The organism is Lysinibacillus sp. UBA5990, assembly GCF_002429815.1.
Classification (GTDB): domain Bacteria; phylum Bacillota; class Bacilli; order Bacillales_A; family Planococcaceae; genus Lysinibacillus; species Lysinibacillus fusiformis.
On the sequence record NZ_DJAY01000015.1, the window covers coordinates 917,654 to 941,064 of the forward strand.

Genomic DNA, 23,411 nt, shown 5'->3' on the forward strand with positions numbered 1-23,411 from the left:
AGGGGTGACCTATGTATTTCAAAATTGTGCGGAATGATATAGCGAATAGTAAGCTAATTACATGTTTGACAACACTGTTTGTCGCAGGTGCGGCTATGCTTGTTACGCTTTCAGCCGTCCTTATTGTTCATTTATCAACTTCTATTAATACATTATTAAATCAAGCAGAAACACCTCATTTTCTACAGATGCATTCGGGTACTATCGATCAAGCGCGTCTCATTGATTTTGCCGAGCGAAATGAGCTGGTGGATGAATTTCAGATCAACGAATTTCTCAATGTAGAAGGTGCCAAGATCAACATTGCAGGCAAAACACTTGCACAAAATGTTCAGGACAATGGGTTGACCACGCAAAGTGAGAAGTTTGATTTTTTACTAGACCTTGATGGGCATGTGATTGAAGTGGATAATGGTGACATTTATGTACCTGTAGGCTATATGAAGGACGGCACAGCCAAGCTAGGTGATACAGTGATGGTCCATAATAAGCCATTTACGGTTGCAGGTTTTTTACGGGATTCGCAAATGAATTCCATGTTAGCATCATCCAAGCGATTTCTCGTGAGTGAAGAGGATTATGCAGCGATTCGTTCAACCGGCACTATTGAATATTTAATAGAGTTTCGTTTGAAAGATTTGGCTGATTTAAGAAGCTTTGAAGAGGCCTATCATCGTGCACATTTAGAAGCGAACGGACCAACGATAACATGGCCGCTCTTCAAAATGCTAAATGCCATATCGGATGGTTTGATGATTGCTGTTATTTTATTAATCAGCGTACTCGTGGTGGTCATTGCATTTATGTGTATCCGTTTTACATTGCTAACTAAAATGGAAGAGGATTACCGTGAAATCGGTGTAATGAAGGCCATTGGTATACGTGTTGCAGATATTCAGAAAATGTATCTTGCTAAATATAGTGTAATAGCGGCATTTGGCTGTGTGCTTGGCTTTATACTTTCCTTTATGGTGAGGGATATTCTTTTAGAAAATATCCGCCTATATATGGGAGATACAGCCAATACATCATTGGTCTGGCTGTTCACTATTATCGGTCTGTTGCTAGTATTTGCTTCTATATTATTTTATGTACAATTTATGTTGAAGCAGTTTCGCAAGCTTTCGGCTGTTCAGGCTATCCGATTTGGAGCGATACAAAGTAAAACAAAACATGCAAAGTGGCTAAATATTAGCTCCAATAAAAGACTTCCAATTAATCTCTTTATGGGCGTGAAGGATGTGCTTTCCCGTAAAGGTTTATATGCGACGATGCTCACTGTCTTCATATTAGCAACTTTTATTATCATTGTGCCTCAAAATTTATACAATACAATTTCCTCCAAAAATTTTATTACGTATATGGGGATTGGCAATAGCGACATTCGCATAGATATCCCTCAAGGTGACCAACATGTTCAGCATGTAACAGATGTGGTCGAAACGCTAGAGAATGATGTAGATATTACAGATTATACGGTTTTGACGACGAAAAAGTTTACAACCATTACAAATGATGGCGTGGAAGAAAGTCTAAAAATAGAGTTGGGCGACCATACCGTTTTCCCAGTAGAATATGCGCAAGGTAGGGCGCCGGTAGCTCAGGATGAAATAGCACTTTCTGTTCTTAATGCGGAGGAGCTTCAAAAAAAAGTGGGCGATACGATTTTACTTTTCATCCAAGGTGAAACGAACAGCTTAACCGTAAGTGGCATCTATTCGGATATTACAAATGGTGGGAAAACAGCGAAGGCTGCATTCGTTGATGTTTCCACAGAAAGTATGTGGAATGTCTTCTATGGTTCACTATCGAAACAATCGGAAGTCGAGAAAAAGGTTACAGAGTATGCAGATAACTTCCATTTTGCCAAGGTTTCAGGCATCGATGAATATATTTTTCAAACATTTGGAACGACCATCAACTCCATTAAGCAAGTATCGAGTGCAGCGCTTGTAGTAGCTCTCTTTATGTGTGTGCTGGTGACACTGTTGTTTATGAAAATGCTGATCGCAAAGGATCGATCTACCATTGCTATCTTGAAATCGATTGGCTTTACAAACGTAGATATTTCCAAACAATATGCGGCACGATCAGTTGTTGTATTAATGCTCGCTATTTTTGCGGGGACAGTTCTTGCCAACACATTAGGGGAATTTCTGACGACCACTGTCATTGCATCATTTGGTGCAGCTTCATTTAATTTTAGGATTAATCCACTAACTGCCTATGTTTTTTGCCCATTAGCCCTCCTATGCGTCGTACTTCTCGCAACGTTTATTGGTACTGTGAAGGCGGGACAGTTAAAAATAATGGATTATATAAAGGAGTAGAACATGAAAAAGCTTGTGAGTGGTGAACAAATAGTCAAGTCATTTCAGGTGGGAACAGAACGACATGAGGTTTTAAAGGCTGTATCCATCGATTTATATGAGGGAGAGTTCGTATCTATTATGGGTCCCTCAGGTTGCGGCAAATCAACCTTACTGTACGCTCTCAGTGGAATGGACAGCATAGATAATGGTCGGGTTTCTTTTGATGGAGTGGATGTAACAACACTCCATGACAAGGAGCTAGCTGAGCTACGTCGAACGAAGATGGGCTTTGTTTTTCAGCAGCCAACCTTTCTTAAAAGCTTAAATATCCTTGATAATATATTGTTACCTGCAGTCCGTGATCAGCGAAAAAATATGGATGCATTAACGGAAAAAGCACAGAGCATCATGAAAAGAGTAGGGATTGCAGACTTAGCAAAACGTGATATTACGCAGGTTTCAGGTGGCCAGCTTCAGCGGGCAGGCATTTGCCGCGCCTTAATTAGTAGTCCATCGATGATTTTTGGTGATGAACCAACAGGCGCATTAAATTCAACATCTGCCGAGGAAATTATGGGTTTTCTAGCCTCCATCAATCAAGAAGGTACAACGGTTATGCTTGTGACACATGATCCGAAAATTGCTGCACGAACAGAGCGTATTCTCTTTATGAGTGATGGTTCTATAATCAGTGAATTGCGTTTACCTCAATTCACAGGTAAAGATTTGAATGTTAGAATGGCAAAAGTTGCAACAATGATGCGAGAAATTGGTATTTAATAGCTGAATTCAAAAAATCCGCAATGACTTGAAAGTAGCCGTTGCGGATTTTTTATTTTTTATAGAAAAAATGAATCGCTTTGGGAATGGCGTCCGTCAGTAATATAGAAAGTAGGTGAGAGCAATGATGGATATTGAACAAGTGATCGAGGAGCATGGGGATTACTTATTAAAGGTCGCCTATTTATACGTGAAGAATAAAGCGACAGCGGAAGATATTGTGCAGGATGTGTTCATAGCGTTTTATCAAAAGCAGGAACAGTTTCGCCAGCAAGCATCATTGCGTACATATTTAGTAAAAATGACAGTCAATCGGAGCCATGATTATTTACGAAGCTGGAAAAGTAAACGCCTGACATTATTTGAAAAGATTACGGGCCGCACAACGGCGATTACACCCGAGAAGGAAATGCTCGAGAAGTCTGTCAAAAAAGAGCTGACAGAGGCGTTATTTACCTTATCGGTAGCCTACCGTGAGGTTTTAATTTTGTATTACTTTGAGGAGATGACAACAGTGGAGATTGCACAGCTTGTCCAATGCCCAGAAGCGACAATTCGTACAAGGTTACAACGAGCTCGTAAACAGCTGGCAACAGCAATCGGTGACTTTGATTGGGAGGTTCTACGTCATGAATCAATTTAAAGAAGAGCTATTAAAGGAACTACAAGAGGTAAAATTTTCGGGGAAGCGTAAACAACTAATCGCAGAAAAGGCTAGACGAAAAGAAAAGCATAAAGTAGGTAATCAATGGACGTACCGCGTCGTACTCGCGACCTTTACTATATTGGTCATTAGTTTTAGTTATCTTTTAACAGAGCAGAAGGAACAGCGCTCCACAGGTCACCAAGCAGCAACTATACAGGCCGATGCCTGGAGCTGGTGGTCAATTTTCAATTCTGATTATGTGCGAGGGTTTTTGTTGGTGGGCTTTTTTATCGGTGCTGCTTTTATTGTCAAGCGTGTATTACTAAAAAAAGGATATGGTCTTCCTATTTGTATAGAATGCGGGGAGAGCTGGTCTGAAAAGGAAGCACGCAAATTGTATCGCAAAAATGGAGAAATTGTGTGCCCTCATTGTGGCCAAAAACAGTATCGTACGAAAAAATCCATGCAATTAGGGGGCATGCTTTCAATGCCGATACCACTATTCATTATGTTGCAACATGTATTTCATAATTACTTCATTGGTTTTATTTTCTTTCTAGTAGGGGTGCTGATTTTTCTTTATCAAGTCGTGCCGTATGTCTTTAAGCTACAAGACAAGGATTCTATGAATGAACCTTTATGGTAATCATAATAGCGAAGAGAAATTGCGATAGTTATCTAGCAATTTCTTTTTTTTACACCAAAATACATTGACAACCGTTTTTATTTGCATTATCTTTGTGTTAACTTATTTTTATTATTAGTTAACGTATAGCAAAGGGAGGCTTTTTACATTGAAAAAAGGAAGTACATATCAATATGTGTTAGCAGCATTTGGGGCAGCGATTATTGCTGTTTTGGCACAGGTGACTATTCCACTACCTCTAATTCCAATTACAGGACAAACTTTAGCAGTCGGCATTGTCGTGACTATTTTAGGGACAAGACTAGGAACATTATCTGTTCTATTATATATTTTACTAGGAGCAGCTGGTTTACCAGTGTTTAGTGGAATGTCTGGAGGTCTAGGAATTTTAGTCGGTCCAACAGGTGGATATATTGTAGGATTCCTTGCCACAGCGATTATTATGGGCTTATACTTAGATAAATTTGGTATTACATTTACCCAAGCAATTATTGCAAATATCATCGGCATGATTATTACGTTATCATTTGGTACGGTATGGTTAAAGATCGTAGCAGATTATACATGGACAGCAGCCTTCTTGGGTGGTACTGCACCATTTATAGTAGTAGGGATTGTCAAAGCGGTAATGGCAGCATGGATTGGTGTGATTGTCCGTCGCCGCTTAGAAAGAGCACATTTAATTGAAGCAATAGCATAGGACATAGGGGGAATTGTTTTGGCAACATTATGGACAGGTGGAAAGATTTACACGATGGCTCAGGTTGGTGAAACAGTAGAAGCAGTCCTTGAAGAAGATGGGAAAATTGTGGCGACAGGCTCAGTGGAGAGCTTGTCGCCATTAGCTACTTCTACTCGACATTTACAAGGCAATGTCATGTATCCAGGTTTTGTAGATAGTCATTTACATATTATTGGTTACGGGGAAAAATTAAAGCATCTTGATGTATCAGCTATTACGAGTAAAGAGGCGTTACTAGAAAAGCTTCAAGAGCGTATGTCCAAGGCATCGCCCAAAGAATGGGTTATTGCGATTGGATTAAATGAAAACCAATTTGAAGAGCCCATTTTCCCAACTTTAGCAGAGCTGGATGCGCTTGGTGAAGCCTATTTAATCATAAAGCGTAGCTGTCACCATTTAATTTTAGCTAATTCTAAGGCACTTGCTTTTGTAGGAATTACCAATGCTACACCTTCACCAGAGGGAGGAATCATTGAAAAAATGGATGGTCAGCTCACTGGCGTATTAAAGGATGCGGCGTTATATTTAGTGGTCAATCAGATGCCCCATATTACACCTGCTTATATTGAAGATGCATTAGTGAAAGCGGTGGCCTCATTACAAGCATATGGTTTAGTGGGAGGTCATTCGGAGGATTTAAGCTATTACGGACCACCAAGCCAACCCATTCAAGCCTACCGTAAAATAGTGGAATCTCAGCAATCTTTCAAAGTTCATTTATTGCAGCATCATGCCGTATTTGAAGAGGTAGAAAAGTTGGATACTACTTCCTCGCCTTTCTTGGAGTTTGGTGCCATGAAAATCTTTATTGATGGAGCCTTTGGCGGAAGAACGGCAGCGCTTCGTCAACCATACAATGATGATCCATACAATAAAGGGATGCTTATTCATACGACAGAGCAATTAACGAAGTATGTGCAGCTGGCTCGTCAATATGGACAAACTGTCGCTGTCCATGCAATCGGTGATTTAGCCATCGAACTAATTTTAGATGTTTTTGCGGCATATCCACCACCGGCTGGTCAGCTTGATCGGGTGATCCATTGTAGCTTGGTCGATGAGGGCCTATTAACTAAACTAGCTGAATTGCCTGTAGCTATCGATATGCAGCCGCAATTTGTTCAGGGGGAGTATGACGCTGAGCTATCGAAGCTTGGAGAGGAGCGCGCTCAAGGTTTACATCCTTTAAAGTCACTTCTTGACCGTGGACTTGTTGTTGCTGGTGGTAGTGACGCGCCGATTGAGGTACCGAATCCATTAATCGGAATCTATGCTGCTGTCACAAGATGCAATGTGGGAGAAAAACATGATGGCTATAATCCTAAGGAGAAAATTTCTCGTTTCGAAGCGGTCCATTTGTATACAGGGGGAGCGGCTGAAATAATTGGTCAGCAGCACATTCGTGGTAAAATTGCAGCAGGCTATACTGCTGATTTTACCATTTTAAAAGAGGATATTTTCACTGTGGATATAGAGCAACTACCTCAAATTGAAGTATTTTGTACTGTGGTAGATGGTAAGATTGTATATGAAAATCGCTGCGAAGGGTAACCTTGCAGCGATTTTTTTAGCTATTTTCTATTCGCAAAATTATTTACTTGGTGTTCTAAGCTTGTTACTCGTTTTGTTAAGTCCTCTACTTGCTGTTGCATGGTTGGTGGAGGAGGCACAGGTATCGTTGCTTTCATTTTTTTGATCATACGAATCATGCCGAAAAAGATAGCTAAAAACAGGCATAGAAGAACCGTTGTACTAATCATATCGCCAATGTCGAATTTCATGTTTGCGCTCCTTTCGCTACGGGGTATCTAGTTATATACAGGTTAGCTTCGAGAAAAGTTTCAAGAAAATGGAGAATGTCACGATAAATACACAAATCTTTTCTCTCCAAGTTGCATAGGATACTTGAACAAATTGCTATTTTATTGCTTTGAGTACTGTGCCGTGGCGGTCAAAACATACGTTAGAAGAGAGCGATTTTAACTGTGACAGGGGTGATTATGTGCACAAGGCAGGACAAGTAATGCGACAGGCTGTTAATAACATTTATATATATCGATTAGACTATGTACAGGTTTTCGCATTAATTAGAATCTTTCAGTTTTTATTAATGATCCCTGTAAGCTCTATGATGTTAAAGCTCATGCTCAGAGTAACAGGATATACACATATCACCGAGCAAAATTGGCAAAGCTTTGTAGCCCATCCCTTTGTTATTATGATGATTTGTCTATTAATCTTGTTGTTCTTATTATTTGTTTATTATGAAATGGGCTTTTTATTTTTAATGGCCTTTCATCAACAAAGAGGAATGCGTTATCGATTTTTTTCTATATGGCAGCAACTAAATCGTAAGGTTGTTTATTTTTTTAGTGTCCAAGTACTATTTTTAATCGTCTATCTTGCTCTATTAATGCCACTCGCTTCTTTCATGCTACCACTCACCTTAACCCAATCCATCTCACTTCCACATTTTTTAACAGAAGAAATCATGAGTAGTCGAACAGGTAGGTTAGCCTATGCCGCAGTGGCAAGTATTTTAGTAATGATCGGTATTCGGAGTATTTTAACGTTACCTATTTTTACGATCCAGCCAAACATTTCTATTTTAAGTTCTTTCAAGCAAAGCTGGCGATTTTCCAAAAGAGGTTTATTGGAGCTTTTAGCCTTATTGGTCATGCTTTTAACAGGGCATCTATTCGTCATGCTCAGTATAACAGTAATTGGCACAATTCCACTTTATTTAATGGAACGCTTGCTACCAAATGCTGCATTGGTGACAGCAGGGCTAACGCTCGCCTTTTTAGAAATGGTCTTTGTGGTACTTTTTAGTTTATTACAGGCCATGTTTTCACAAGTCATGGTTGCCATCACTTACAATACACCAGTTATAGGGAAAATCAACAAATCGGGTAAGCATAGGAAACGACGTTATAAACCTTTACTGCTCATTTGCTTTGTTGTGTTTGTAGTTTTAAGTATGATGAATATCAATTCTTTAGAGAAAAGTGTCTATGCACCCGATACAAAAATTATTGCCCATCGAGGCTATGTGGCTGGCAATGTTGAAAATACGATTAGCGGGCTAGTGAGCGCGGCTAATGCCGGTGCAGACCTCATTGAAATTGATATTCAGCAAACAGTGGATGGTGAATTTGTCGTATTCCATGACCGTACATTGCGGCGATTGGCAGGTAAAAACGGGGTCATTGCTAATATGACCTTAAGTGAATTAAAAACGTTAACGATTCATCAAAATGGCTATAGCGATAAAATTGCCTCTTTAGAGGATTGTATCGAAATTGCTAAAGCTTTAGATGTTGCGTTACTCATTGAGTTAAAGGTACACGGCAAGGAAACGGAAGATGTGTTACCTAAATTAGTGGAAAAGCTACGAAAATACAAGGTGCTAGATTCGTATTATGTGCAATCTGCAGATGGGCAGAAAATGACACAATTAAAAAAATTAGTGCCTAATCTAAGAGTGGGTATTGTCTACGCACTTAATATCGGTCCGATGGAAGAAAGTGTGGATTTCATTGCCTTAGAGGAGTCATGGGTAACAGAGCAGCTGATTGAGGAGCTGAAGCAAAACCCGATGGATTTATTTGTATGGACGCTGAATGATGACCGTTCTTTACAAACGTTTATCGAGAAAAATGTGAGCGGCGTCATTACCGATCATCCTGATGTTGCTCGGGATTTAAGAACCAAGCAAAGTGAGCATCAATACTTCTTGCAACGCATCCTAAACCGATTGAAATTTATATTTTAACTAAGGAATGTGATACCTGTATAATGACTGTTTCAAAAAAATTTAGCCTTCGTGTAACCTTTTTCATATGAGGACGACTACTTCTATGAATTCGTGAAATGAAGGAGATGCTTTTTGTATGAAAATGACGAAGGTCGTACCATTTGCTATGACAGCATTATTAGTAGGGAGCGCAATGGGCGTTCCAACTGCATCAGCGAGCGAGGTTGAGGCTGTTGTGAATACTTCAGAAACTAACGAGCAACAAGCCCAGTCAGTTTTTGTTAAAGTAACTGGGAAAGTTGAAAATGTTGATGTCCGTGACAACGCAACTTACTATACGGTGGTAGAGGGTGAACAGACGAATATTGTGGTTGTCGATAAAGATTCATTAGTATTCGACAATATGGGGAAAGAAGTGAAGCTTCAAAAAGGGGATAAGGTGTCAGCTTACTCTTATGCGAAAAAGCCTATGCTAGCTATTTATCCGCCACAATATAACCCAGAAGTAATTATTGTAGAAAAAGATAATATGGGCAGTGTGGAAGTCGATTACTTCGATAAAAACTTAATCGATACGGACAATTATTTGAAATTAAATGTGGGAGAAGACACAAAAATTGAAAGTGTTTCTGGCAAAGAGCTAAAAGCTAGTGATTTAGAAGAGCAGCACTTAGTAGTGTTCTACACAATCGCAACAATGAGTATTCCTGCCCAAACACCACCTTCAAAGGTTATCGTGTTAGATAATATTGAGAAGGAAGAGCCAGTTGAAGTGGACCCAGTGCCAACGCCTGAACCAACACCAGATCATGGTGCCATTGAAGAGATTATTCAAAAAGATTTTTATGAAGTAGAAGGGACAAAAATGGTTCCTTTACGATTAATCGTAGAAAAGCTTGGCTTTGAAGTTGAAGTAACGCCTAAAGGTGCAATTATTTCTAAAGGTGCTGTTTCCTACACAATTACTCGTGGTCAAAAAGAATATGGCTATAATAAAGCGATTCGCCAATTTGACGTAGCACCTGCTTTATTAGAGAATGGTAAAACATATGTGCCGGTTGAATTTGTTGAAGAATTAATGAAATAAAGACGTTGAAGTATCTAGCAAATCGCTAGGTACTTCTTTTTTATATTTTCTTCCAATACAAAATTCAGTACAATAATTAAGAAAAAGTCGCAAATAAAGGAGAATCCTATGAAACAAGCTCTAATCATTATCGATATACAAGAAGCCTTCTTTTTAGACAGCCAACAAAATCTATGGAATGACGAAATGGTCATCAATACTATTAATTCGTTAATTGCATGGGCGCGCTACAATGAAGTACCTATTATTTTTATTCAGCATACGGATGCCGAGGATGTAGACTTCGCTTACGGTCAACCTGGATGGGAGCTATATCATGGTCTTCAACGACAAGCGGAGGATAAGGTGATTCAAAAACCAACATGGGACGCCTTTTATCAAACTGAACTTGCCCAATACTTGCAGGAGCAACATATTGAGCAATTAATATTTGCTGGTGCACAAACGGAGTTTTGCCTTGATACAACGATTCGTAGTGCTTTCAGTCATGGCTATCATCACAATATTTTAGTGGAGGAGGCTCATAGTACATTATCTAATAATGTTCTCGCAGCGCCACAAATCATTCAGCACCATGAATGTATTTGGCGCAATCGATTTGTACGAATTCAGCCAGTTGCGGAGTTCCAGCATGCTGATTAATAGGAGAGACTATCAATATAAAGAATTGTCCTATACGGTCCGCTGTGCCGAACCGGACGATGCACAAGCCTTGTCAGATTTACGTTTACAATTAGATGGTGAAACGGAAAACTTTGACCGAGCACAAGGGGAGGGATTCATTGATCGAGCAGGATTCGAGCAGCTCATTTCCAATGACCTGGCAAGCCCTAAAAATCTATGTTTAGTAGCAGTCGTTGGTGATCAACTTGTAGGATACTCAAGGTGTGAAGGCTCTACATTCATAAAGCTTGCCCATAAGGTTATTTTTGGTGTCGGTGTCAGAAAGGATTTTTGGGGGTACGGCATTGGTAAAGCCCTGATGCAAGTATCTATCGACTGGGCAGATGCTAATGGTATTCAAAAAATGGCACTAGAAGTGTTAGAATCCAATGACAAGGCTGTTCAGCTTTATCAAAAATGTGGCTTTGAGGTGGAAGGTATTTTGAAAAATGATAAGCGCCTTTCAGATGGACAATACTATCACACTATCTTGATGGGCAGATGGAAGGCATAGGGAAGTTAAAGGAATTTACAGTATGACGAATTTTATGTATATATTTTGTTTAATCGTTTGGGGTCTTAATTTTATTGCCGTAAAAATACAAGGGACCCCAGTTAGTTTAGAATTATCGTTAACCTATCGTTTAGTCATAACAGCTCTATTATTTTTAATCCTTGCTTGGTTGATGAAACCACAGGGTAAACCACAAAAGCAGGATATGCCCTTTATCATTGTTTTTGGAGTTTGTAATTTTGCATTCAGTTATTTATGTTTGTATTACGCGACGATGCTAAGCTCAGCAGCCATTGTCACGTTAATATTTTCATTAAAAGTGATATTAACGCCCATTGCTTTACGAATTTTTCTGAAAGAGCCGTTACATCGCCGTGTTCTTCTTGGCGGTATTTTAGGCGTTATAGGCGTGGGTGTATTAATCTATCCAACTTTACATAGTTTTTCAGGATTAGCTGATTTCAAAGGGATTCTCATTGCGTTTTTAGGGACACTACTGACAGCAATCGGTGATGCTAGTTCTGCTAGAAATGCGAAGCGCCATATTGACCCGGTTTATGCCAATGCGATTGGTTTTGCTGTAGGTAGTGTGGTCATGTGTGGGATTGTCTGGATGGAGGGGCAAAGAATGATGATTCCGACATCCTTTACCTATTTATCGGCATTGCTGTATTTAACAGTAATCGCCTCGTTTCTCGCCTGGCTATTTTATTTAAAGCTAGTCGAAAGAATTGGAGGAGCGAAAAGTGGCTATATGGTCGCTTTATTTCCTGTTATTGGCGGCATTGCCTCTGTTCTGATTGGTGAATCTACAGTAAGCATCTATTTGATCGTGGGCTGTCTATCCAGTTGTATCGGAGCGGCGATTGCCTTAGGTTTTAAAATTAAGCCTATTTTACGATGAACGAAAACCCTTATCTTTTCATAAACTAGATAAGAACGTTTGAAAAGGGTGAGGGAGTTGGCATTCGTTCAGAGAAGCACAGAAAAAGATCAGGATCATTGGGATATCGATCGTTGGGAAAATGATGGTGGTAGCAGTTTAGGGGGGAAAGGGAGGCAAATTTGTCTCCCTAAAAATAGTTGAAACCTTTTTCATTTCTGTTCGTATGAATAAGTAGATACGGATTAGATTTGAAAAGGGAGAACTGAAATTTTTGAGCCATTGAACAAAACGATTACTTTTAATTATTTACTTGATTGTCATTGCGGATGCGTACTACACATCATTGTATATTGAACCCAAAACACCACCGCAACATCAAACGATCAAAGCAACGGCTATTTCCGTTAACATACTACGGTAGCAAGCCAAATAAAAAGAAACGGACAACCCGTCGTTTAAAGCCGATGACCATTCTGCCATTTCAAAAGAAATTGATGGACAAAATGGTTATGTTCACAAATAGTTTAGACGTACGTCCATCAGTACTTATATTTTTACGATATCAACAGCTTCGTTGCTGACGCCCTGTCCACTGACAGGGTTTTTTTATGATAAGCATCAGTATGGCATGAATCAAGGGGGAGATGGGCATGACGAAAATTTATTTGATGACCATTACAAAAGGGAATGATGAGCAGGATTACGAGCAACTGATGAACGAAAAAATATTTGAGAAAAAATCAGATCTAAAAGAGTATTTAAACAAAGAAGGCTATTTGGAGGAATCTACCTATCAATATGTGAAAATAGCGGAAGAATCTATATTTGTTGCTGAAATTCAAAAAATTAAACTTAAATAAGAAATTTAGTTTATAGTAACTAAAAAATAGATAGAGCAATCTTCGCTCTTTTCATGTAAAATATGGAAGATATAACATACTTGAAAGAGGTGGCCACATGTTCCCTACTTTAAATACTGATCGATTAGTGTTACGAGAAATTACAGCAAATGACGCGCAAGCTATTTTAAATTGCTTTTCTAACCCTGACGTATTACGTCATTACGGTCAAAATCCATTAACTAGTTTAGAGCAAGTTAAACAAATCATTAATCGTTTTTCAAAAAATTATGAGGAAAGACAAGGTATTAAATGGGGGATAGAACTAAAGGGGCGAGAAGGCCTAATAGGTACTATTGGATTTCAAGAATGGTCAACAGAGCATAAGAAAGCTGAAATAAGCTATGCGCTTTTCCCTGACAGTTGGGGAAAAGGCTATGCACGAGAGGCACTGGATCAAGTAATTTCGTTTGGCTTTCAAGAGATGGAGTTATTGCGGATAGGAGCCATAGTTTTCACAGAAAATGATGCTTCTAACAAGCTATTAACAAAAGTAGGCTTCGAAAAAGAAGGTTTATTAAAGAAATATATGCATCAAAATAATGTGCCATATGATACATATATTTATTCTCTAATCAATATTGAAAAATCATAATCAACGTTCATGAAAAATAAAAGGATTGGGGACATAACCCCCAATCCTTTTACCCATTTAGCCCCAAACGGTAGCTATTTAGCTACACTTCCATCATTTTACGTTCGGATAAATCATTGTAGCTGGATCTACATATTCATCGAACTGTTCTTCTGTTAACAGGCCACTTGCGATAGCTGCTGCTTTTAAAGTAGTACCTTCTTTATGAGCTTTTTTCGCAATTTTTGCTGCGTTTTCATAGCCAATATACGGATTTAATGCTGTTACAAGCATTAATGAGTTTTGTAAGTTATGATCGAGCACTTCTTTATTTGGCTCAATGCCAATCGCACAATGGTCATTAAATGATTTCATTGTATCTGCTAATAGGCGAGTTGATTGTAAGAAGTTATAAATGATTACTGGCTTAAAGACGTTTAGTTCAAAATTCCCTTGAGATGCTGCGAAAGCAATCGTTGCGTCATTACCTACTACTTGTGTAACTACCATTGTCATCGCTTCACTTTGGGTAGGGTTTACTTTACCAGGCATAATGGAAGAGCCGGGTTCATTTTCTGGAATCGTGATTTCACCAATCCCTGAACGAGGCCCACTGGCAAGCCAACGAACATCATTGGCAATTTTCATTAAATCAGCCGCTAAAGCTTTAAGAGCACCATGCGCAACAACGGCTTCATCATGGCTTGTTAAGGCATGGAATTTATTCGCTGCAGAGGTGAATTGTTTGCCTGTTAGCTCACTAATTTCCGCTGCAACACGATCCCCAAATTCTGGATGAGCATTGATGCCAGTACCAACCGCTGTGCCACCAATCGCAAGCTCCTTCATATAGTCAATATTTTGAATAATCATGTGCTCCGATTTTGCCAGCATGGCTGCCCAGCCGCTAATTTCCTGACCTAATGTAAGAGGGGTTGCATCCTGTAAATGCGTACGGCCAATTTTAATAATATCTTTAAATTGAGCTGCTTTGTCTTCCAAAGTAGATTTTAATAATCGAAGTCGTGGTAATAAGTAATCTTCCACTTTTAAAACTGCCGCAATATGCAATGCAGTTGGGAATGTATCATTCGAGCTTTGCGATTTATTGACATCATCATTTGGATGAATGCGATCTGCCTCTCCAGCGTCTTGTAATAGTTGGTTCGCACGGTGTGCAATGACCTCATTAACGTTCATATTTGATTGTGTACCACTACCAGTTTGCCAAACAACTAATGGGAATTGATCGTCCCATTGTCCATTTAAAACTTCATCTGCAGCCTGTACGATTGCATTCGCTTTAATAGCTGAAAGTTTGCCTAATTTGTTGTTCGCGATTGCTGCACTTTTCTTTAAAATAGCCATGGCCTGCACAAGCTCAATTGGCATGTGTTCCGTACCAATTTGGAAATTTTCTTTACTGCGCTGTGTTTGCGCACCCCAAATTTTATCAGCAGGTACTTTAATTTCACCCATAGTGTCTTTTTCAATACGATAATCCATGTCAAACAGCTCCTTTAGTATGTAAAAATCCTCCACATATACAGATAAAAACGGATACTCTTAGTCTGATGTAAGAATATCCGTTTGATACATGCTTATTCAAAAAAGAGGGGGATTCTGAAATAAGCAATTTGGAGAAAAGAAATAATCTATTGATAATGATAATTGTTATCAATTAAAATGTCAACAAATTTGTTTGTAGAAATAATATGGTGAGAATAATTCGCAATAGTAGTATTTATATTCCCGGTTTTGGTGGAAATAAACGTTATTGATTATCTCTTTTTCTTTCCTAAATCTTTAAGAGGTTGCTTTTTAGGAACTTTCTCAAAAATAATCTTCACATGATAATGATTGTCGTCAATTTGAAGCACTTCAGTTACCTTGGCTTTACGCCCTTTAATTCGAATATCCTCTTCGATGGTAGGGAGTTTGACGAGCAATTGGCTTAATACGGACGTTTTATTTTCATAATAATGAGTAACAAACATCGTTCTTCTCCTTCTAACATTTGATTGTTACTCAATTTATGAAAGGAGCCTAGTTTATAGAACTTTTCATGGATGGAAATAGGAACACGGAGCAAATTGTTACTCCAACAGCATGTAACGGAACCATGCCTGCAAGAAAGCTGATTATCTTGGGCGTAATCATAGAACTCCGTTGAATATTGCTGGGAAATTACACTCTTCACAATTGGAAAATTTCATTCATACGAGAGTTGCGCTGCCACTTAATTTTATGAAAATCAAAAATATGACATAATTTTACGAAATGAAATTGCAACTTTCGACATGTTTCTTATTTATTTCTCGGGAAATATCTCTTACATAATGGTGGTGTTGAGTGGGACTACGAGCGTTCGATTTTGCACTATTCCTACTTTGGACTTTCATTGAAAAAATAATGACTTTATGATTTGTTTGACTATTCTTAATTATTTTTCATAAAAGAGGTAGTGCGCTGACGTTTCAGGAGAGGTGTTGTTCGTTATAATAAGAGAAAGGAGGAAATAAAATGTATTTAAAATCATGTAAGATGCTACAGGATACTATTCCTAATAAACAAATGTATCCTTTTAATATCCCAAGCTTGCAGGATTTACAGGAGTTGGAGTTTCCGACAAATGTGACGTTCTTCGTTGGGGAAAATGGTTCGGGAAAATCAACATTACTCGAGGCCATTGCGGATCGGTGCGATTTTAATACGGCAGGTGGTGGCCGCCAAAATCTGTATGAAGTACATAAGGCAGAATCTTCACTGGGTGAATATATCCGTTTGTCATGGATGCCGAAAATTTCAAATGGTTTTTTTCTTCGATCCGAAACATTTTATCAATTTGCTAGTCATATTGATTTGATAGAAGATCCAAGGAGATATAACGCTTTTGGTGGGAAATCTCTACATCATCAATCCCATGGGGAGTCTTTTCTTGCTTTATTTATGAATCGCTTTAAGGGTAAAGCCATTTATTTATTGGATGAGCCTGAGGCAGCATTGTCTCCAACAAGGCAATTAAGCTTGTTAAAAATTATGAAGGACCTTGAGCATGAGGCACAATTTATTATTGCCACACATTCACCTATTTTACTGGGTTATCCAAATGCAACGATTTATAGCTTTGACAATGGAGAAATTGAAACGATTCGCTATAAGGACTCCATTCATTACATTGTCACCAAGCGGTTTTTAGATGCACCACAAACTATTTTAAGTGAGTTATTTGATGAGGAGAGGGAATCATGAATCAACGAAAAGGCTTAGTCATGCGAGAAATTCGATTGGATGAAATGGCACAATCCATTGATTTATTGAATTATGTCTTTCAAATGTCGATGTCTATTCATAAGGACCGTCGTTTTGTGAATGCAAAAAGTAGGCAATTTAATGAGGGACATGCTATCGGATGGTTTGATGGCTCACATTTAGTATCGCAAATTTTAAGTTTGCCTTTTGAGGTCAATGTCCATGGGAAGATTTATGAAATGGGGGGGATTACAGCAGTTGGCACTTACCCAGAGTATTCGGGTCATGGCTTGATGGAGAGCTTGATTATTGAAAGCCTACAAAGTATGCGCAACGAGGGACAATGTATATCCTATTTATTCCCATATTCGATTCCTTATTACCGAAAAAAGGGATGGGAAATTATGAGTGATATCGTAGAATTTCAGGTGAAGGATACACAGCTTCCGCATTATTCCGGACTCAATGGAAAAATTCGTCGTGTCGATCCGAAACATCAGGATGTTGTGGATATATACGCTCGTTATGCGGAAAAAACACATGGTGTGATGGTGCGAAATAGTATTGCGTGGAATGAGAAATTTCAGGAGGATTTCTGGGAAGAGAAATTCATTGACAGTGATGTTAACCTTCAGGCTGCCGTCTACTACGATGAAGGGGATGTGGCGCAAGGCTACATGTTTTATCGTATTATGGAGGAAAATTATTATATTGATGAAATCGTCTATCTACAGGAAGAAGCACGTAAAGGGTTATGGAATTTTGTCTCTGCCCATAGTTCCATGATTTATAATGTCTATGGGAAAACGACAGGTAATGAAGCAGTAGCGTTTCTATTAGAGGATAGTGAGATTATTCAAAAGGTCTCACCTTATTTTATGGCGAGAATTGTGGATGTTAAAGAGTTTTTATTACGCTATCCATTTATCAGTCAGAACTTTGAGCTTCAGCTAGCCGTAACGGATCGGATTGTAGCTTGGAATAATGGTACATTCATCATCAAAATGGTGGATGGTAAGCTGTCTGTCCAAAAGGTGAGCGAGACATTAAATGATAATGCTGTCCATTTAACGGTGCAAACCTTGGCCACGATGCTGCTAGGCTATAAACGCCCAAGGTATTTAGAGAAAATCGAACGGTTACAGGGACGTGCGGAGGAAATTGCCTTACTAGAGGACATATTACCCGTAGGCATACCGACATTCATTGATTATTTCTAGGCACGTAGAACAGGTAATGGAGCTGAACTAATTTTTACTTTAGTTCAGCTTTTAATCATCATACAGATACTCCATATTTGAACAAGGATGTAACTTTATATACATAGATAAACTTGGATTTAGAAGGGGGAATATGAAATGAATTTATTAGTCGGAGTAGCTATTGTACTCATAGTGTTTTTCTCTTCAAGTATAATTGAAAAAAGGTTGAAGTCTATTGAACAACAAAACAATGTGTTATTGAAATACTGGAAGAAATTAGAGATAAAAAATAAAGGGATATACCAATTTGGGGATTTTACTTCAAGTAAAGGGTAAATCCTATTGGAATGGAGTTTATATTACATGGATATATATATTGAAAGATTACAAGTGGCAGATGCCGAAGGATTGTATAAATTCGAACTTGAAAACAGAAAATTTTTCGAAGAAATGGTACCTACTCGTGGAGATGAATACTATAACCCTGAGATTTTTAAAAAAAGACACGAAGCTTTACTTGAAGAACAAGCTCAGGGAAGGTCATATTTCTATTTAATTAAAGATCAAGATAGTTCTATTCTAGGAAGAATAAATTTAGTGGATATTGATAGCTTTCATAAAATCGGTCATCTCGGTTATAGGGTGGGTCAAGAACATACTGGAAAAGGAATTGCTAATAAAGCATTGAAAAAATTAATCGACACAATAACTGATGAAGACATAAAACAAATTAAGGCGGAAACAACAACAAATAACATAGCTTCTCAAAGAGTTTTAGAGAAAAATGGTTTTGAGAAAATATCTACTAGTAGTGAAAATATCGAAATGAATGGTCAGAAATTAAATTTCATTTATTATGCTCTGACTATTTCGCCTTGTTAAACTAACCGAGTGCCTTATTTAAAGATTATAGAGCTGTTTAGACAGCTCTTTTTTATATATTGAACAAATGGAGCAGCTTAGCTTAAGAAGGATTAGTTATGGAAAAAATTTATAATATGGTAATAATTTACTGTGGATGTGTAATATTAAAATAAACAATGCTATAATTCAATTAAAATTTGTATGGATGATAAAAAACTTGCGATAAATCGATATCTCCCCGCATATTTGAGCAAGGGAGTAACTTTATATACATAAACAAACATGGTTATAGAAGGGGGAATAGAAATGAATTTATTAGTCGGAATAGCTATTGTACTCATAGTGTTTTTCTCTTCAAGTATAATTGAAAAAAGGTTGAAGTCTATTGAACAACAAAATAATCGTGTTATTGAAATACTGGAAGAAATTAGAGATAAAAAATAAAGGGATATACCAATATGGGGATTTTACTTCAAGTCAAATTAAAGGGAGAAATAAAATGAGAAATATCGATGTAGATTTAGTTTCGAAGTTAATTAAAAGCCAATTTCCAGAGTGGTCTAATTTGGAAATTAAGCCTGTGAAAAAAGGTGGAAATGATAATAAAACTTTTCACTTAGGCAACAGGATGAGTGTTAGATTACCGAGTGCTGAAGCATATGTCCCTCAGGTTGAAAAAGAGCAGGAATGGTTACCCATTTTAGCCACGCATCTTTCTACACCAATATCTGAACCATTAGCTAAAGGAGAACCAAGTGAGGATTACCCATATCCTTGGTCAGTGAACAAATGGCTAGTTGGAGAGGTATTAACTATGGAAAATATAGAAGATCCAAATCAATTTGCGCATGAACTGGGGAGATTTTTAGTTGATTTACAATCTATTAACGCCAGTGGAGGCCCTTTAGCTGGGGAGCATAATTTTTATAGAGGCGGTGATATAGTTGTTTACGACGATGAATGTAGAGAGGCCATTCATAATAATGAAACGACTTTTAATAAATACCTGTTGAATGAAATTTGGGAATCGGCGTTAACTTCAAAGTGGGTTGGTGAACCAGTTTGGGTCCACGGTGATATAGCACCAGGAAATATATTAATTAAAAATGGTAGCTTAAGTGCGGTTATTGATTTTGGAATATTGGGAGTAGGCGATCCTTCTTGCGATGCTGCCATGGCTTGGACCTTTTTTGATGAAAGTAGCAGAAAAACATTTAAGAATGTTTTGAATTTTGATGAACAAACTTGGAATAGAGCTAGGGGTTGGGCTTTATGGAAGGCTTTAATTACCTACGACTATCATAAACAATCGAACAAAGCAAGTGCAGATGAACAATGGAATATTATTAACGTCATCATGAAGGATTATGAAACTGAAAAATAAAGATTTTTCATAAATTGGTTTTATGTATTAGGAAGAAAGATCACTGCCTTAGTTTTCCTAGATCTTGGCGAACACGCCCCATGGTTAGCAGCTCGACCCCGCCCACGGAAAGCGTCCGCCCGTAGTGGAAATCAACGGCTTTACTTTATTTCATTGTAAAAGAAAAAAGACTATAGGCAAACTCAAAATTCACCGAGTTTGTCTACAGTCTGAGAGCTGTTTAGACAGCTCCTTTTTTTATTTATTGTACAAATGGAGCGGCTTAGCTTAAGAAGGATTGGTTACTGAGTAAACATAAAATATGGTAAAAATTACTATGGGCGTGTAATGTTTAAACAAACAATGGTATAATTCATTTAAATATGAATAGATGATAAAAAACTTGTGATAAATCGATATCCCCCAGATTTATCCGCTAGATGATAGGAGTCAAATTTTAATGAATAGTCCAATCTAATATTCCCCGATTAAGCCAAAAATTGAGTAAAATATCGGGGGATCTATAATGAAATTGAATAGAAATTTTTCTTTATTACTATTAGGTCAGTCACTCGCTAATATAGGCGATGTATTATATATAGTCAGTGTTATAAGTACGATTTTTTTGTTAACAGGTTCTGCAATTGCAGCATCGTTCGTGCCATTTACGATTGCTTCCTCTATGTTTATATCCAGTCTGCTGACACCTCTTTTGGTGGAAAAACTAAATCTTAAATGGTTACTTGCTGGGTCACAAATCGCAAAAACGATTTTACTCTTTATTCTAGGATTTATGGTAATGGGTTTATCAGCAGCTAATTATTATTTTATCTTTTTAATAATAGGATGGATTGCTTTTTTTGATGGATGTGCAAATCCAATAAGACAGACATTGACTCCACACTATGTTAAACCTGAACAGCTACTTCAAGCTAATGGAATTTCCGAAACTATTACGCAGGTCATTCAAGCAGGTATGTGGTTCGTAGGAAGTTCATTGTTAATGATTATGAGCCCTCAACAACTGATTTGGTTAGTAGGATGTTTATTTGTAATGGCAAGCCTACTCCTTAGCCTTTTAGAAAATGTAAACAGTCATGATTCGACGGAGACAAAAGGGAAACTAGAAAAGATTAAAGAGGGTTGGCAAACTTTATCTAATACGCCAGTTTTAAAAAGGATTGCTTGGATAGAATTTTTAGAAACCATCGCTGCAACAGTTTGGATAGCCGCTATTTTATATGTGTTTGTCAACGACGCTTTGAACGTTGATGAAAAGTGGTGGGGATTTATTAATGGAGCCAACTTTTTAGGTCTGATTTTAGGGAGTGCTTATTGTATAAAATTTTCTTCTGTTATAGAAAAGAAAATTGGAACCTATATTTTTGTAGGTTCCTTCGCAAGTTTCATATTGACAATATTATTTAGCATAAACAGCATTGCAATGATTTCCTTACTTTTATCATTTTGTGTAGGGCTTTTTGGACAAATTAAACAAATTCCTCAACAAACAGTGATACAAACTAGTGTGTCAAAAGAACAGTTGTCAACTGTTTATACGTCATTAGGTGCTATCGGAACTGGAATTTTCGGCATTGGCTCTCTTGTTATGGGGGTAATAGCAGATTTAGTAGGAATTAGACTGGTTTTCGTGATTTCGGGGCTATTACTGGCGACAGTCAGTGTAATCGCTCACAAAAATAAGCAATTGTTTGTTAGAAATGCTTTGAAACAATCCAATTAAAGAAGACGTAGGACCATCATATTTGATGGTCCTTTTTATTGAACTAATTGTACTTAAAAGGTGCTACTTTGAGGATCATGGCTTTTATGAAGACCAGGCTTTTTTTAGTAGTTGGACTCCTAATTTAATTTCTTCCATTGTTAACTTGCTAAAGCCTAGCTGTAGCATCGGTTCTATACTTGCTTGATGGAGAAAAAACGGGCTGGTTGGATAAACTTTTATCCCGTGGGACTCTGCTTGGTGGATTAGCTGTTGTTCCGAGAGGGGTAACTTTATTTTCACCAAAATATAGAGTCCTGATTGTTCACCTAAAATCGTGATTTTCTCCCCAAATTGTTGTTGTAGCTCCTGCACAAGGCAATGCATTTTTTGTTTATAGGTCAGGCGCATTCGTTTAATATGGCGGGTCCATTCACCTTGGGCCATAAATTGGGCCATTGTGCGTTGATGTAGGGTGGATGCATTTTGTTCAAAATGAGCAAATTTTTCTTTATAAGGCTGCACAAGGGCAGTCGGTAACACCATATAGCTAATTCGAATGCCTGGTAAAAAGGATTTCGAAAATGTGCCTAAATAAATTACCCGAGAGGGGTCGATGGAAGCAAGAGCAGGGAATGGCTGTTGTGTATAACGAAATTCACCATCATAATCATCTTCGAGTATATAGCCATTCACTTTTTGGGCCCATCGTATAAGTGCTTGTCGTTGTTGAATATTCATCGAGGCACCGTATGGGAAATGGTGTGATGGTGTGACATACAATAGGCGTGAGCGACAAGTTGTCAAGACATCAAGCTGTGCACCTGCTTCGAAAACAGGCAAGGCCTCAATGTCAAAGTTATGTAATTGGAATGCCTCCCGAGCCCCATCATAGCCTGGGTCCTCCAGTAGTATACTAGGGAAATTTTTCTTTAATAAAAACCCAAGATACAGAAGCATTTGCTGTGTACTACTGCCAATAATGATATTTTCATTATTGGTATATAGCCCTCTTGCCTGAAGTAAGTATTGGGCAAGCTGCTCTTTTAGCATAGGTTCTCCAAACAGTTCACCATATTGATAGCAAGTTGGTTCCTGTAAAACCTGATTGGCGATTTGACGCCACATCTTGATGGGAAAGTGTTGTTGATCGACAGCCCCTGCTTGGAAGTTCACAAGTAATGCAGAAGTATCCTTTAGTGGCTTCGATCGAATGGGCTGTGGCTGCTCTTGTAAGAAAACTTGCTCCAACGCATTCACAAAATACCCTTTCCGACCTTCACCACGAATATATCCCTCAGCCACAAGCTGATCATAGGCCGTTAAGGTCGTATTGCGGCTCACCTGTAATGTTTCTGCTAGCTTCCGAATAGAAGGCAGGGAATCATTTTTTTCCAATGTACCTTCCATAATGAGAGTCTTCATTTGCTGATAGATTTGTTTATATTTGGCCTCTTTGTCGGTTAATAAAAAGATGAAATCGTCCATAATGCACCTCTTC

General features: G+C 38.1%; 24 protein-coding genes. 20 read left to right on the forward strand and 4 right to left on the reverse strand.

Translation table 11 applies throughout. From position 1 onward, the window contains the following. The first annotated feature begins 11 nt into the window (after nt 1-11). The 6 genes from B3D94_RS16960 to B3D94_RS16985 all read left to right on the forward strand — a co-directional run bounded on the left by B3D94_RS16960 (nt 12) and on the right by B3D94_RS16985 (nt 6,677). Nucleotides 12-2,330, forward strand: coding sequence for an ABC transporter permease (locus B3D94_RS16960; protein WP_291758577.1), 2,319 nt, complete (start codon nt 12-14; stop codon nt 2,328-2,330). A 3-nt stretch (nt 2,331-2,333) separates the two neighbouring features. Further along, the gene (locus B3D94_RS16965) at nt 2,334-3,092 is read left to right on the forward strand and encodes an ABC transporter ATP-binding protein (RefSeq protein WP_291758579.1); all 759 of its coding nucleotides are present in this window, start codon (nt 2,334-2,336) and stop codon (nt 3,090-3,092) included. Nucleotides 3,093-3,216: 124 nt separating this feature from the next. Continuing rightward, complete coding sequence (locus B3D94_RS16970) at nt 3,217-3,735, forward strand: sigma-70 family RNA polymerase sigma factor (protein WP_069480987.1); 519 nt, start codon at nt 3,217-3,219, stop codon at nt 3,733-3,735. After that, complete coding sequence (locus B3D94_RS16975) at nt 3,722-4,384, forward strand: TIGR04104 family putative zinc finger protein (protein ID WP_291758581.1); 663 nt, start codon at nt 3,722-3,724, stop codon at nt 4,382-4,384. The genes B3D94_RS16970 and B3D94_RS16975 overlap by 14 nt, the downstream gene beginning before the upstream one ends. A gap of 148 nt (nt 4,385-4,532) precedes the next feature. Further along, nucleotides 4,533-5,084 carry a biotin transporter BioY gene (locus B3D94_RS16980; protein ID WP_008175833.1) on the forward strand — a complete coding sequence of 184 codons (552 nt, stop codon included), beginning with the start codon at nt 4,533-4,535 and terminating at the stop codon, nt 5,082-5,084. Nucleotides 5,085-5,102: 18 nt separating this feature from the next. Continuing rightward, complete coding sequence (locus B3D94_RS16985; RefSeq protein ID WP_291758584.1) at nt 5,103-6,677, forward strand: amidohydrolase; 1,575 nt, start codon at nt 5,103-5,105, stop codon at nt 6,675-6,677. Between the two features lie 20 nt (nt 6,678-6,697). Here the strand turns inward: B3D94_RS16985 and B3D94_RS16990 are convergent, their stop codons facing one another. Further along, a complete protein-coding gene (locus B3D94_RS16990) occupies nt 6,698-6,907 on the reverse strand; it encodes a hypothetical protein (protein ID WP_069480989.1) in 210 nt (69 codons plus the stop codon). 221 nt (nt 6,908-7,128) lie between these two features. Here B3D94_RS16990 and B3D94_RS16995 point away from each other — a divergent pair, with 221 nt between their 5' ends. The 7 genes from B3D94_RS16995 to B3D94_RS17025 all read left to right on the forward strand — a co-directional run bounded on the left by B3D94_RS16995 (nt 7,129) and on the right by B3D94_RS17025 (nt 13,527). Then, nucleotides 7,129-8,901, forward strand: coding sequence for a glycerophosphodiester phosphodiesterase (locus B3D94_RS16995; RefSeq protein WP_291758587.1), 1,773 nt, complete (start codon nt 7,129-7,131; stop codon nt 8,899-8,901). Between the two features lie 118 nt (nt 8,902-9,019). Continuing rightward, nucleotides 9,020-9,970, forward strand: coding sequence for a copper amine oxidase N-terminal domain-containing protein (locus tag B3D94_RS17000; RefSeq protein ID WP_291758589.1), 951 nt, complete (start codon nt 9,020-9,022; stop codon nt 9,968-9,970). A gap of 108 nt (nt 9,971-10,078) precedes the next feature. Continuing rightward, entirely contained in the window at nt 10,079-10,612 is a 534-nt protein-coding gene (locus tag B3D94_RS17005) for a cysteine hydrolase family protein (protein ID WP_291758591.1), read from the forward strand. Then, complete coding sequence (locus B3D94_RS17010) at nt 10,602-11,147, forward strand: GNAT family N-acetyltransferase (RefSeq protein ID WP_291758594.1); 546 nt, start codon at nt 10,602-10,604, stop codon at nt 11,145-11,147. Before B3D94_RS17005 ends, B3D94_RS17010 begins: the two co-directional genes overlap by 11 nt. Before the next feature lie 22 nt (nt 11,148-11,169). Continuing rightward, a complete protein-coding gene (locus B3D94_RS17015; protein WP_291758596.1) occupies nt 11,170-12,051 on the forward strand; it encodes a DMT family transporter in 882 nt (293 codons plus the stop codon). A gap of 632 nt (nt 12,052-12,683) precedes the next feature. Further along, nucleotides 12,684-12,893: a hypothetical protein gene (locus B3D94_RS17020; protein WP_291758598.1), complete on the forward strand. Its 210-nt coding sequence runs from the start codon at nt 12,684-12,686 to the stop codon at nt 12,891-12,893. 97 nt (nt 12,894-12,990) lie between these two features. Beyond that, entirely contained in the window at nt 12,991-13,527 is a 537-nt protein-coding gene (locus B3D94_RS17025; RefSeq protein WP_291758599.1) for a GNAT family N-acetyltransferase, read from the forward strand. 93 nt (nt 13,528-13,620) lie between these two features. Here the strand turns inward: B3D94_RS17025 and fumC are convergent, their stop codons facing one another. Both fumC and B3D94_RS17035 read right to left on the reverse strand, forming a co-directional pair. Beyond that, a complete protein-coding gene (gene fumC, locus B3D94_RS17030) occupies nt 13,621-15,012 on the reverse strand; it encodes a class II fumarate hydratase (protein WP_069480995.1) in 1,392 nt (463 codons plus the stop codon). Between the two features lie 275 nt (nt 15,013-15,287). Further along, nucleotides 15,288-15,503, reverse strand: coding sequence for a hypothetical protein (locus tag B3D94_RS17035; protein WP_025114870.1), 216 nt, complete (start codon nt 15,501-15,503; stop codon nt 15,288-15,290). A gap of 526 nt (nt 15,504-16,029) precedes the next feature. Between B3D94_RS17035 and B3D94_RS17040 the strand changes: the two genes are divergently transcribed. The 7 genes from B3D94_RS17040 (at nt 16,030) to B3D94_RS17070 (ending at nt 21,931) form a co-directional block, all read left to right on the forward strand. Beyond that, on the forward strand, nt 16,030-16,758 hold the full coding sequence (locus B3D94_RS17040) for an AAA family ATPase (RefSeq protein WP_025114869.1): 729 nt from the start codon (nt 16,030-16,032) through the stop codon (nt 16,756-16,758). Next, entirely contained in the window at nt 16,755-17,978 is a 1,224-nt protein-coding gene (locus tag B3D94_RS17045) for a GNAT family N-acetyltransferase (RefSeq protein ID WP_291758603.1), read from the forward strand. Before B3D94_RS17040 ends, B3D94_RS17045 begins: the two co-directional genes overlap by 4 nt. A gap of 138 nt (nt 17,979-18,116) precedes the next feature. Further along, nucleotides 18,117-18,296: a hypothetical protein gene (locus B3D94_RS17050; RefSeq protein WP_069480997.1), complete on the forward strand. Its 180-nt coding sequence runs from the start codon at nt 18,117-18,119 to the stop codon at nt 18,294-18,296. Nucleotides 18,297-18,323: 27 nt separating this feature from the next. After that, nucleotides 18,324-18,842: a GNAT family N-acetyltransferase gene (locus tag B3D94_RS17055; protein WP_291758605.1), complete on the forward strand. Its 519-nt coding sequence runs from the start codon at nt 18,324-18,326 to the stop codon at nt 18,840-18,842. 288 nt (nt 18,843-19,130) lie between these two features. Further along, nucleotides 19,131-19,268 carry a hypothetical protein gene (locus B3D94_RS17060; protein WP_175423010.1) on the forward strand — a complete coding sequence of 46 codons (138 nt, stop codon included), beginning with the start codon at nt 19,131-19,133 and terminating at the stop codon, nt 19,266-19,268. A gap of 55 nt (nt 19,269-19,323) precedes the next feature. Then, nucleotides 19,324-20,208, forward strand: a complete 885-nt coding sequence (locus tag B3D94_RS17065) for an aminoglycoside phosphotransferase family protein (RefSeq protein ID WP_069480999.1) — start codon at nt 19,324-19,326, stop codon at nt 20,206-20,208. Between the two features lie 505 nt (nt 20,209-20,713). Beyond that, nucleotides 20,714-21,931 (forward strand): MFS transporter, encoded by a 1,218-nt coding sequence (locus B3D94_RS17070; protein ID WP_291758609.1) that lies wholly within the window; start codon nt 20,714-20,716, stop codon nt 21,929-21,931. Nucleotides 21,932-22,015: 84 nt separating this feature from the next. Here the strand turns inward: B3D94_RS17070 and B3D94_RS17075 are convergent, their stop codons facing one another. Then, the gene (locus B3D94_RS17075) at nt 22,016-23,398 is read right to left on the reverse strand and encodes a PLP-dependent aminotransferase family protein (protein ID WP_291758611.1); all 1,383 of its coding nucleotides are present in this window, start codon (nt 23,396-23,398) and stop codon (nt 22,016-22,018) included. Between the last annotated feature and the right edge of the window lie 13 nt (nt 23,399-23,411).

Coding starts and splice junctions, on each gene's coding strand:
- B3D94_RS17005 (WP_291758591.1), top strand. CDS start 10,079: ATGAAACAAGCTCTAATCATTATCGATATACAAGAAGCCTTCTTTTTA.
- B3D94_RS16975 (WP_291758581.1), top strand. CDS start 3,722: ATGAATCAATTTAAAGAAGAGCTATTAAAGGAACTACAAGAGGTAAAA.
- B3D94_RS17015 (WP_291758596.1), top strand. CDS start 11,170: ATGACGAATTTTATGTATATATTTTGTTTAATCGTTTGGGGTCTTAAT.
- B3D94_RS16965 (WP_291758579.1), top strand. CDS start 2,334: ATGAAAAAGCTTGTGAGTGGTGAACAAATAGTCAAGTCATTTCAGGTG.
- B3D94_RS16960 (WP_291758577.1), top strand. CDS start 12: ATGTATTTCAAAATTGTGCGGAATGATATAGCGAATAGTAAGCTAATT.
- B3D94_RS17045 (WP_291758603.1), top strand. CDS start 16,755: ATGAATCAACGAAAAGGCTTAGTCATGCGAGAAATTCGATTGGATGAA.
- fumC (WP_069480995.1), bottom strand. CDS start 15,012: ATGGATTATCGTATTGAAAAAGACACTATGGGTGAAATTAAAGTACCT.
- B3D94_RS17025 (WP_291758599.1), top strand. CDS start 12,991: ATGTTCCCTACTTTAAATACTGATCGATTAGTGTTACGAGAAATTACA.
- B3D94_RS17055 (WP_291758605.1), top strand. CDS start 18,324: ATGGATATATATATTGAAAGATTACAAGTGGCAGATGCCGAAGGATTG.
- B3D94_RS17040 (WP_025114869.1), top strand. CDS start 16,030: ATGTATTTAAAATCATGTAAGATGCTACAGGATACTATTCCTAATAAA.
- B3D94_RS17035 (WP_025114870.1), bottom strand. CDS start 15,503: ATGTTTGTTACTCATTATTATGAAAATAAAACGTCCGTATTAAGCCAA.
- B3D94_RS16970 (WP_069480987.1), top strand. CDS start 3,217: ATGATGGATATTGAACAAGTGATCGAGGAGCATGGGGATTACTTATTA.
- B3D94_RS17000 (WP_291758589.1), top strand. CDS start 9,020: ATGAAAATGACGAAGGTCGTACCATTTGCTATGACAGCATTATTAGTA.
- B3D94_RS17050 (WP_069480997.1), top strand. CDS start 18,117: ATGAATTTATTAGTCGGAGTAGCTATTGTACTCATAGTGTTTTTCTCT.
- B3D94_RS16990 (WP_069480989.1), bottom strand. CDS start 6,907: ATGAAATTCGACATTGGCGATATGATTAGTACAACGGTTCTTCTATGC.
- B3D94_RS17010 (WP_291758594.1), top strand. CDS start 10,602: ATGCTGATTAATAGGAGAGACTATCAATATAAAGAATTGTCCTATACG.
- B3D94_RS17070 (WP_291758609.1), top strand. CDS start 20,714: ATGAAATTGAATAGAAATTTTTCTTTATTACTATTAGGTCAGTCACTC.
- B3D94_RS17075 (WP_291758611.1), bottom strand. CDS start 23,398: ATGGACGATTTCATCTTTTTATTAACCGACAAAGAGGCCAAATATAAA.
- B3D94_RS17065 (WP_069480999.1), top strand. CDS start 19,324: ATGAGAAATATCGATGTAGATTTAGTTTCGAAGTTAATTAAAAGCCAA.
- B3D94_RS17020 (WP_291758598.1), top strand. CDS start 12,684: ATGACGAAAATTTATTTGATGACCATTACAAAAGGGAATGATGAGCAG.
- B3D94_RS17060 (WP_175423010.1), top strand. CDS start 19,131: ATGAATTTATTAGTCGGAATAGCTATTGTACTCATAGTGTTTTTCTCT.